General features: G+C 65.9%; 6 protein-coding genes and 1 pseudogene. 5 read left to right on the top strand and 2 right to left on the bottom strand.

The window, feature by feature from the left end:
* Nucleotides 1–85: 85 nt before the first annotated feature.
* The 3 genes from dnaE to JCM9942_RS06735 all read left to right on the top strand — a co-directional run bounded on the left by dnaE (nt 86) and on the right by JCM9942_RS06735 (nt 5,603).
* On the top strand, nt 86–3,673 hold the full coding sequence (gene dnaE / locus JCM9942_RS06745) for a DNA polymerase III subunit alpha (protein WP_054658627.1): 3,588 nt from the start codon (nt 86–88) through the stop codon (nt 3,671–3,673).
* A gap of 74 nt (nt 3,674–3,747) precedes the next feature.
* Nucleotides 3,748–4,707, top strand: coding sequence for an acetyl-CoA carboxylase carboxyltransferase subunit alpha (locus tag JCM9942_RS06740; RefSeq protein ID WP_054658625.1), 960 nt, complete (start codon nt 3,748–3,750; stop codon nt 4,705–4,707).
* Between the two features lie 116 nt (nt 4,708–4,823).
* Complete coding sequence (locus JCM9942_RS06735) at nt 4,824–5,603, top strand: alpha/beta hydrolase (RefSeq protein WP_054658623.1); 780 nt, start codon at nt 4,824–4,826, stop codon at nt 5,601–5,603.
* 76 nt (nt 5,604–5,679) lie between these two features.
* Here the strand turns inward: JCM9942_RS06735 and JCM9942_RS06730 are convergent.
* Nucleotides 5,680–6,134, bottom strand: a pseudogene (locus tag JCM9942_RS06730) (CopD family protein).
* 63 nt (nt 6,135–6,197) lie between these two features.
* Between JCM9942_RS06730 and JCM9942_RS06725 the strand changes: the two are divergent.
* Nucleotides 6,198–6,794 (top strand): class I SAM-dependent DNA methyltransferase, encoded by a 597-nt coding sequence (locus tag JCM9942_RS06725; protein ID WP_054658621.1) that lies wholly within the window; start codon nt 6,198–6,200, stop codon nt 6,792–6,794.
* Nucleotides 6,795–6,878: 84 nt separating this feature from the next.
* On the top strand, nt 6,879–8,201 hold the full coding sequence (locus JCM9942_RS06720) for a polyhydroxyalkanoate depolymerase (RefSeq protein WP_054658619.1): 1,323 nt from the start codon (nt 6,879–6,881) through the stop codon (nt 8,199–8,201).
* A 66-nt stretch (nt 8,202–8,267) separates the two neighbouring features.
* Here JCM9942_RS06720 and JCM9942_RS06715 read toward each other — a convergent pair.
* Nucleotides 8,268–8,931: sensor domain-containing protein (locus JCM9942_RS06715; protein WP_054658617.1), on the bottom strand; the 664-nt coding region annotated here is incomplete at its 5' end.

Raw genomic sequence — 8,931 nt, 5'->3', positions numbered from 1 at the left:
AAGCCGGCAACCGCCCACGGTGATGTCAAGCCTTGTCCCCACCGGCCCCCACCGCTACCCTGCCCGGGCATCATTCTGGCCCAGCATGTCCACTTCCCGTTTCGTCCATCTCCACGTCCACACCGAGTTTTCGCTGGCGGATTCGACCATCCGTGTCCCGGCGAAGCCCGATCAGGCCGACCCCAAGAAAGCCAAACAGGCCAACCTGCTCAGCCGCTCGGTAGAGATGCAGGCGCCCGCGCTGGCCGTCACCGACCTGAACAACATGTTCGCGCTGGTGAAGTTCTACAAGGCTGCCGAAGGCGTGGGAGTCAAGCCGATTGCCGGTGCCGACCTGCTCATCGCCGAGGAAGGCCAGGACCCGTGGCGGATGACGCTGCTGTGCCGCGACCGCGAAGGCTACCTGAGCCTGTCGCGCCTGCTCACCCGGGCGTGGATGGAAGGCCATCGCCCCGAAGGCGGCGTGGCGGTGCATCCGCAATGGCTCAAGGACGGCTGCCAGAACCTGTTCGCGCTGGCCGGCCGCGAGAGCCTGGCCGGACGGCTGGCGGCCGAAGGGCGCCACGATCTGGCCGAACAGCAGCTGGCCGACTGGCAGCGCGTGTTCGGCGATGGCCTGCACCTGGAGCTGACCCGCACCAAGCGCGACGGTGAAGAGGCCTTCAACCAGTTCGCGCTGATGGCCGCCGGCCAGCGCGGCCTGCCGGTGATCGCCAGCAATGACGTGCGTTTCCTGTCGCCGGAGGATTTCGACGCGCACGAAGCGCGCGTGTGTATTTCCACCGGCCGCGTGCTGGATGACCCCAAGCGTCCGCGCGAGTACAGCCGCGAGCAGTACCTGAAATCGCCCGAGCAGATGGCCGAGCTGTTCGCCGACATCCCCGACGCGATCGACAACACGCTGGCGCTGGCACAGCGCTGCAATCTCGAGATGCGGCTGGGCACCTACTTCCTGCCCAACTACCCGGTCCCCGACGACGAGACCCTGGACACCTGGATCCAGAAGATGTCGCGCGACGGTCTGGAAGAGCGCCTGCAGAAGAATCCGCTGGCGCCGGGCATGAGCCGCGAGGACTACTTCGAGCGCCTGGAGTTCGAACTCAACACTATCATCAAGATGGGCTTCCCCGGCTACTTCCTGATCGTGGCCGACTTCATCCAGTGGGGCAAGAACCAGGGCATCCCGATCGGCCCGGGCCGCGGTTCCGGTGCCGGTTCGCTGGTGGCGTGGGCACTGAAGATCACCGATCTGGACCCGCTGCCCTACAACCTGCTGTTCGAGCGTTTCCTCAACCCCGAACGCGTGTCGATGCCCGACTTCGACATCGACTTCTGCATGGACCGCCGCGACGAGGTGATCGACTACGTCGCGCGCAAGTACGGCCGCGAGCGCGTCAGCCAGATCATCACCTACGGCACCATGGCCGCCAAGGCGGTGGTGCGCGACACCGGCCGCGTGCTCGGCTTCCCCTACGGGCTGGTCGATGGCGTTTCCAAGCTGATCCCCAACATCCTCGGCATCCATCTGAAAGATGCGCTGGGCATGGGCAAGGAAGGCGCCAATTCGGAAATGGCCTCGCCGGAGCTGATCGCCCGCTATGAGAGCGAGGACGATGTCCGCGACCTGATCGATCTGGCATTGCAGCTGGAAGACCTCACCCGCAACGCCGGCAAGCACGCCGGCGGCGTGGTGATCGGCCCCGAGCCGCTGAGCGAGTTCTGCCCGCTGTACGCCGAACACGACGAGAACGGCCAGGGCAAGAATCCGGTCACCCAGTTCGACAAGAACGACGTGGAAGAAGTCGGGCTGGTGAAGTTCGACTTCCTCGGCCTGCGCACGCTGACCATCATCGACTGGGCGGTCAAGGCGATCAACAAGCGCCACGAGCGCGCCGGCATCCCGCCGGTGGACATCACCCAGATTCCGCTGGACGACGCGCCGACCTACAAGGACATCTTCGCCAACGGCAACACCGGCGCGGTGTTCCAGTTCGAATCCTCGGGCATGCGCCGCCTGCTCAAGGACGCCCGTCCTGACCGCTTCGAAGACCTGATCGCGCTGGTGTCGCTGTACCGCCCCGGCCCGATGGACCTGATTCCCTCCTTCAACGCGCGCAAGCACGGGCAGGAAGAAATCATCTATCCCGATCCGCGCACCGAAGCCATCCTGAAAGACACCTACGGCATCATGGTGTACCAGGAGCAGGTGATGCAGATGGCGCAGATCGTCGGCGGCTACTCGCTGGGCGGCGCCGACCTGCTGCGCCGCGCGATGGGCAAGAAGGTGCCGGCCGAAATGGCCAAGCACCGCGAGATCTTCCGCGAAGGTGCGGCCAAGGGCGGCGTCGACGGACCCAAGGCCGACGAGATCTTCGACCTGATGGAGAAGTTCGCCGGCTACGGTTTCAACAAATCGCACGCCGCCGCCTACGCGCTGGTCAGCTACCAGACCGCGTGGCTCAAGCGTCACTATCCGGCCGAGTTCATGGCCGCGACGCTGTCCTCGGACATGGACAACACCGACAAGATGGTCGGCTTCCTGGCCGAAGTGCGCAATCTCGGCCTGACGGTGCTGCCGCCGCGCGTGAACGAATCGGCCTACATGTTCGAGGCCGCCAACGCCGACACCATCCGCTACGGCCTGGGCGCGATCAAGGGCGTCGGCCAGGGCGCCTGCGAGGCGGTGGTCGAAGAGCGCGAACGCAACGGTGAGTACGCCTCGCTGCTGGATTTCTGCGCGCGCATCGAATCGGGCAAGCTCAACCGGCGCACGCTGGAAGCCATGATCAACTGCGGCGCGCTCGATGGCCTGGGCACGAACCGCGCCACGCTGATGCTGCAGCTGCCCGAAGTGCTCAAGGCCACCGAGCAGATGGCGCGCGAGAAGGCCTCCGGACAGAATTCGCTGTTCGGCGCTCCGGATCCGGTCAACACCGCGCTGCAGCTGGACCTGCCGGAAAGCAAGGAATGGGCACTGGGCCAGCTGCTGGAAGGCGAGCGCGAGACACTGGGCTTCTACCTCAGCGGCCACCCGTTCGATCCCTTTGCCGACGACGTCAAAGAGCTGGTCGGCACCGATCTGGGCGGGCTGGAAAAGCTGATCCCCCCGGCGCGTCCCGGCAAGGACGGCGAAAAGCGCGCCTGGCGCCAGGAAGCCCCGGTGATCCTGGCCGGCATGGTGGTGGGGGTGCGCCGCAAGGGCGAGAGCCAGGTCTTCATGCAGCTGGAAGACGGCAAGGGCCGCGTGGAATGCAGCGCGTTCACCGATGGCCTGGCCGAGTTCGGCCACCTGATGACCAAGGACCGCATCCTGGTGGTCAAGGGTGGCCTGCGCGAGGACGAGTTCAACGGCGGCTATGCGTTGCGCATCCGCCAGTGCTGGGACTACGAGCAGCTTTGCGCCGACCATGCGATCCGCCTGTCACTGCGCGTGGATGCGCGCGACGGCCCGGTCTGGCAGCGCATCGATGCACTGCTGGACACCCATCGCCCCGGTCGCACACCGCTGCGTGTGGACCTGCTGCTCAAGGATAAGACCGGCAGCATCGCCGGCATGCTCGATCTGGGCGGCAGCGGTGCGGTCCGTGTCAGCACCAAACTGATCGATGCACTGCGCGAAGATCCCGCAGTGCGCACGGTCAAGGTCAAATGCAGCCCGCCGTGGGCCAATTGACCGGACGCACGCGTACGGGTTGATCTGACGCGTTCGGCTACACTTCCCCCCTTTAGAATTCATGACGGTTTCCGATGAACCCGAACTACCTCGATTTCGAGCAACCCATCGCTGATCTGGAAGCCAAGATCAAGGACCTGCGCAGTGCCAGCGCCGGGCCGGCGGTCAATGTCGATGCCGAGGTCAAGGCGTTGGAAGACAAGCTACGCCTGCGTACCGCGCAGATCTTCCGCAACCTCACGTCGTGGCAGGTACTGCAGGTGGCGCGCCATCCGTCGCGCCCGTATCCGCTGGATTACATCCGCATCTTCTGCGATGAATTCCAGGAACTGGCGGGCGATCGCGCCTTCGCCGATGACAAGGCCATTGTTGGCGGCCTGGCCCGTATCGGCGGCCGCCCGGTGATGCTGATCGGCCACCAGAAAGGCCGTGACACCAAGGAAAAGGTACGTCGCAACTTCGGCATGCCCAAGCCCGAGGGTTACCGCAAGGCGCTGCGCCTGATGAAGATGGCCGAGCGCTTCAAGCTGCCGGTGCTGACCCTGATCGACACCGCCGGCGCCTGGCCCGGCATCGACGCAGAGGAGCGTGGCCAGTCCGAGGCGATTGCCCGCAACCTGATGGAAATGGCCGAGCTGAAGGTGCCGGTGATCTGCACCGTGATCGGCGAGGGCGGCTCCGGCGGCGCGCTGGCGCTGGGTGTGGGCGACCGCACCCTGATGCTCGAATACAGCGTCTACTCGACCATCAGCCCGGAAGGCTGCGCCTCGATCCTGTGGAAGGACGCCGGCAAGGCCAAGGATGCGGCCGAGCAGCTGGGCATGATCGCCTCGCGCCTGAAGGGGCTGGGTCTGATCGACAAGGTGATCCGCGAGCCGATCGGCGGCGCCCACCGCAATCCGACGCAGATGGGCAAGCGACTGAAGGCCGTGCTGCTCAACGAGCTGGACGCGCTGGAAAAGCTGGGCGTGGAGGAACTGCTGGAGCAGCGCTACAAGCGCCTGCGCAGCTATGGAGCCTACGAGGCGGCCTGAGCCCGCCGGCGCAATCGCGCTCTGAACAGAAGGCCGGCATTGCCGGCCTTTTTGTTGACTCCCACACGACACCGCCAGGTCCACAATCCTCACCAGCACCCGTCAAGGGCAAGGCGATGAATACCGGAACGAAAGTGGTGGCCAGCGCCTCGGCGGTGGTTGCCGGCGTCTATCTGCTGGCCTGCGGCTTTCTGGCCGTCAATGCCCGCGCCCTGCTCTACCACCCTGCCCCGCGCGATCCCGCCACGCCCCACTGGACGCTGCAACGCGACGACGCACGGATCCTGATCAGCAGCAATCAGCGGCAAAGCCCGCATCTGGTGCTGTACTTCGGCGGCAACGCCGAGGACGTGGCGCAGACGCTACCGCTGCTGGAGCGCGCCTTCCCCGATGCCGGCATCCATGCCATGCACTATCGCGGCTACGGCGGCAGCTCGGGCATGCCGAGCGAGTCGGCGCTGATCGCCGATGCGTTCTCGCTGTATGACACCCTCGCCGCAGATGCCGGTCGTATCACCGTGATCGGCCGCAGCCTGGGCTCGGGTGTCGCCGTGCAGCTGGCCGCCGCGCGCACTGCCGACCGGCTGGTGCTGGTCACGCCCTACGGCAGCATCGCCGGGCTGGCGGCGCGGATGTTCTCGCTGTTTCCGGTGCGCTGGCTGCTGCGCGACCACTACGAGTCCTGGCGCTTCGCCGGCCACATCCGCGCCCCCAGCACGCTGATCATCGCCGGCCGCGATACGGTGATCCCCAACGACAGCTCGTTGCAGCTGGCCCGTCATTTCCGCCCCGGCCTTGCCGAGGTCATCACCTTCGCCGACGCCGACCACAGCGACATCACCCGACACCCGCAATTCGTCGCCGCCCTGCGCCACGGCACCGCGCCGGTGTCATGAGCACGTCCGCTGCAGCGTGGAGTGCGCAACAAAAAGGCCGGCAATGCCGGCCTTTTCATCTCATTTCCTGATCCCCTCAGAACGGCTTGGCCAGCACCAGGTAGACAATGGCGATGAACAGCACCAGCGGCAGCTCGTTGAACCAGCGCAGCGCGCGCGAGGACGGCAACGCCTTGCCCTTGAGCGTGCCCTTCAACCAGCGCCCGGTGACGCTGTAGTAGACCAGCAGCAACACCACCAGTCCGAGCTTGGCATGCAGCCAGCCGGCTGCCCCCGGTGCGACCATGGTCGGGAAATCGGGCAGCACCTTGTAGCCCAGCCACAGCACCAGTCCAAGCAGGAAGCGATGCCGAACATGATGTGGCCGAAGCGGTACAACCGCTTGCCCATCAGCTGCAGCCGCTCCACCACGGCAGCCTGCCCTGCGGTTTCGGTGAGGTTGACCAGGATGCGCGGCAGGTAGAACACGGCCGCCATCCATGCCACCACGAACACCAGATGGAACGTCTTGACCCAGAAGTACGACTGCATGCACTGGCCCCTTTGGCGGCGTAGGATGGTCGCCATTTTCACCGATCCACCTCCCCTGCGCACATGCACGACAAACAGTACGACGCCGCCTACTTCCAACGCTGGTACCGGCGCGATGACATCGGCGGTCCCGCGCGTCTGGCGCGCAAGGTGCAGCTGGCCGTGGCCACGGCCGAGTACTACCTGGAACGTCCGGTCCGCAGCGTGCTGGATATCGGCTGCGGCGAGGGCGCCTGGCGCGCGCCACTGCTGAAGCTGCGGCCGAAACTGCAGTACATGGGCTTTGACAGCAGCGCGTACGCGGTGCGCCGCTATGGCCGCACCCGCAACCTGCATCTGGCCGGCTTCGGTGATTTCCAGTGGCTGCGCCCGTGCGCACCGGTGGACCTGCTGGTGTGTTCGGATGTCATGCACTACGTGCCCAGCCGCGAGTTGCGACAGGGGCTGCAAGGCCTGGCCGAGCTGTGCGGCGGCGTCGCGTTCCTGGAAACCTTCACCGCCGAAGACGACTTCCATGGCGACCACGACGGTTTCCAGCAGCGTGCGGCCAGCTGGTATCGCCGCCAGCTGCGTAGCGCCGGCTTCCAGTCCGTGGGCTCGCACTGCTGGCTCGGGCCGGCCTTCGACGAGGATGTCGCCGCGCTGGAACAGGGCCGCTGAGCCTCGCCGCCCGCGTTTAACGCCGCCAGCGCCAGAGTGCGCTATGCTGCGCAGCAACATATGACCATACATAATCAGTGATCCATGCTTTATCAATTGCATGAGTTGACCCGCAACCTGCTCGCGCCTTGGGTTCACCAGGCCCAGGCCAATGCGGCGTTCTTCAACAATCCTGGCCACTGGTGGTCATCCATGCCCGGGGCCGATCGGCTGGCAGCGATGAACGAGCTGTTCCACCGCATCGGCAAGGACTACGAAAAGCCCGAGTGGAACATCCACGAGCTGGAACTGGACGGCGAGATCGTGCCGATCGCCCAGCTCACCGAGGTGGAAAAGCCGTTCTGCAAGCTGCTGCGCTTCAAGCGCCACAGCAACGAGGCTTCCAAGGTCGAGGAACTGCTGGCCCAGCCGATCGTGCTGGTGGTGGCGCCGCTGTCCGGCCACCACGCCACGCTGCTGCGCGACACCGTGCGCACGCTGCTGCGCGACCACCGCGTCTACGTCACCGACTGGATCGACGCGCGCATGGTGCCGGTGGAACAGGGCGAGTTCGGCCTGGACGATTATGTGGAGTACGTGCAGGAGTTCATCCGCCACCTCGGCGCGGAGAACGTGCATGTGGTCAGCGTCTGCCAGCCGACCGTGCCGGTGCTGGCCGCCGTCTCGCTGATGGCCAGCCGCGGCGAAACCACCCCGCGTTCGCTGGTGATGATGGGCGGCCCGATCGATGCGCGCTGCAGCCCCACCGCGGTGAACAACCTGGCGACGCGCAATCCGCTGTCGTGGTTCGAGAACAACGTCATCCACACCGTGCCGGCGCCGTTCCCCGGCCAGGGCCGCCGGGTGTATCCGGGCTTCCTGCAGCATGCCGGTTTCGTATCGATGAATCCCAGCCGCCACTTGATGTCGCACTGGGATTTCTATACCGATCTGGTCAAGGGCGACATGGACGATGCCAACGCCCACCGCCAGTTCTACGATGAATACAACGCGGTGCTGGACATGCCGGCGCAGTTCTACCTGGACACCATCAAGGTGGTGTTCCAGCAGTTCCTGTTGCCACGCGGCGAGTGGTATGTGCGCGGCGAGCGCGTGGATCCGTCGGCCATCCGCAACACCGCATTGCTGAGCATCGAAGGCGAGCTGGACGACATCGCCGGCCTCGGCCAGACCGAGGCGGCGCAGGCGCTTTGCACCGGTATTCCGGCCTCGCGCCGCAGCCACTTCATCGTCGAGGGCGCCGGCCACTACGGCATCTTCAGTGGCCGCCGCTGGCGCGAGGTGGTTTACCCCACCGTGCGCGACTTCCTGGCCCGCCATGCGCAGCCGGCCACAGCTGCCAAGCCACGCAAGAAGGCCGCCGCCGGCAGCAACGTCACCCCGCTGCGGCGTCGCGCGCAGCGCTGATGCCGGAAGTGAACGCAAAAGGGCGGGATGCGCGAGCACCCCGCCCTTTCTGTTTGCCCGGACGGCTTACAGGCGAACCAGCAGATGCTTGGCCAGCGCGCCGTGCAGCTTGCCGATGCCGCGTGCCAGATGCAGGGTGCCCAGCAGCAGCAGCAGGCCGGCCACCACCGTCAACGGCCACATCCAGAACGGCGAGCCGATATTGACCCCGTCGATCCAGATCCCGACCGGCTGCCCGAACAGCAGATCGGCCAACGGTGCGAACACCAGTGCCAGCGACGTCGACAGCAAGGCCGTTGCCAGCGTGAAGTACAGCGTTCCCAGCGGCAGCATCAGCAGGAAATACAGCATCGTCAGCCATGTCCGGCCGTCGGAGAACATCGCCCCGATGCGCTGCAGCCAGCCCTGGCTGCGGTCGGTATAGGCCGGCCGGCGCGGCATGCGCACCCCCAGCAGGGTCTCGATGATGCGACCTTCCAGCAGCGACAGCACCCTCACCGAGCCCAGGAACAGCAGCAGGATCGGGATGCCGATGATCAGGATCAGCAGGCCCAGCGACAGGCTCATGCCCGTCACCACCCAGGTGAAGAAGAAGGTGCCGGTCACCAGCGACAGCAGCATGTAGAACAGCGCGCCATAGGTGTGCGGATCGAGCACCACCCCGAACAGCCGCATCAGCAGCGAACGCGGCGGCGCGGCAGGCGGCTCGGCCTGTGCGGCTTGCGCTGAA

Source organism: Stenotrophomonas pictorum JCM 9942, assembly GCF_001310775.1.
In the GTDB taxonomy this organism is placed as follows: Bacteria; Pseudomonadota; Gammaproteobacteria; order Xanthomonadales; family Xanthomonadaceae; genus Stenotrophomonas; species Stenotrophomonas pictorum.
This window is presented reverse-complemented; position numbering and strand designations above follow the sequence as displayed.